Raw genomic sequence first — 1258 nt, 5'->3', positions numbered from 1 at the left:
TGCCCCGGCATGTCGACGTGGGCGTAGTGCCGGGCCGCGGTCTCGTACTCGACGTGGGAGATGTTGATGCTCGCGACCGGCCCGGCGACCGCGCCGATCGTGCGGGCGGCCGGCTTCGAGTGGACCGACCTGCCGCTGGGCCGCGGCTCCAATCCCGGCGTCATCCGGGCCGAGCAGCAGCCCGCCGGCGAGGACGAGGCCCTGCGCGGCTTCTTCGCCGCGACCCGGCGCGGCCTGGTCGAAACCCTGCTCTTCCAGGCCCGGGCCCGGCGCGCGGACCTGCTCTGGGATCCGGTCGGCCGCGCGTACGCGGTCCGCGAGACGGTCGCCGCGGTACGCCCGGACCACGTCATCGTGGACCACCTGGCCTTCAGCGCCCGCCTCGCCCTGTCGGCGGACCGGGTGCCGCACGCGGACGTGGTCCTCGGGCACCCGTCGGCGCTACCGGTCGGCGGCGAGGTCTACGGCTACCCGACGGACTGGCCGGCCGCGTTCACCCCGGCGCCCGCCGAGCTGGCCGAACTGCACAAGGCCTGCCGCGACGTACGGGCCGCGTTCACCGCCGAGTGGAACGTGGCGTTGCGCAGCCTGTCCCGGACGGCGCCACTGGTGTCCGACGCGCTCGCCGAGCACGGTGACCGGCTGCTGTTCAACTATCCGGAGGCGCTGCACGACCCGGCCCGTACCGCGCTGCTGCCCCCGCACGTCTTCCTCGGCTCGGCGGTGCGGACCGAGACGGTGCCCGACGACATCCGGGCCTGGCTGGACGCGGACGACCGGCCGGTGGTCTACGTCAGCTTCGGCAGCTTCCTGTCGGCCCGCGGCGACGTGCTGGCCACCGTGCTGACGGCGCTGCGCTCCCTCGACGTACGGGTGGCGGTGGCGACCGGCTCGGCCCGGGACCTGCCCGAGCCCGGCCAGGACTGGCTGGTCCGCGACTTCCTGCCGCAGACGGCGCTGCTGGCCCGGGCCGCGCTGGCGGTCACTCACGGTGGCAACAACAGCGTTACCGAGGCTTTGACCTTCGGCGTACCGATGGTCGTGCTGCCGTTCTCGACCGACCAGTTCGCCGGGGCCGCGGCCATCGAACGCGGCGGGGCCGGCGTGGCCCTGGACCCGAACGCGGCGTCGGCCGCCGACGTGATCGACGCCGTACGGGAGGTGCTGGCCGGCACCGCGCCGGAGGTGTCCGCAGCTGCACCCCGAGCTGCGCGGCCACGCCGAGGACCTCCCCGAGCAGATGCGGGGCCGCCGGTCG

At 75.1% G+C, this 1258-nt stretch carries 1 protein-coding gene; it reads left to right on the top strand.

Annotation, left to right across the window (positions count from 1 at the left end):
• Window positions 1-66: 66 nt before the first annotated feature.
• A partial coding sequence (locus AB0C29_RS49115; protein WP_360835352.1) for a glycosyltransferase occupies window positions 67-1258 on the top strand: 1192 nt, incomplete at its 3' end.

The organism is Actinoplanes sp. NPDC048791 (genome assembly GCF_040650095.1).
Taxonomy (GTDB): Bacteria; Actinomycetota; Actinomycetes; order Mycobacteriales; family Micromonosporaceae; genus Actinoplanes.
This window is presented reverse-complemented; position numbering and strand designations above follow the sequence as displayed.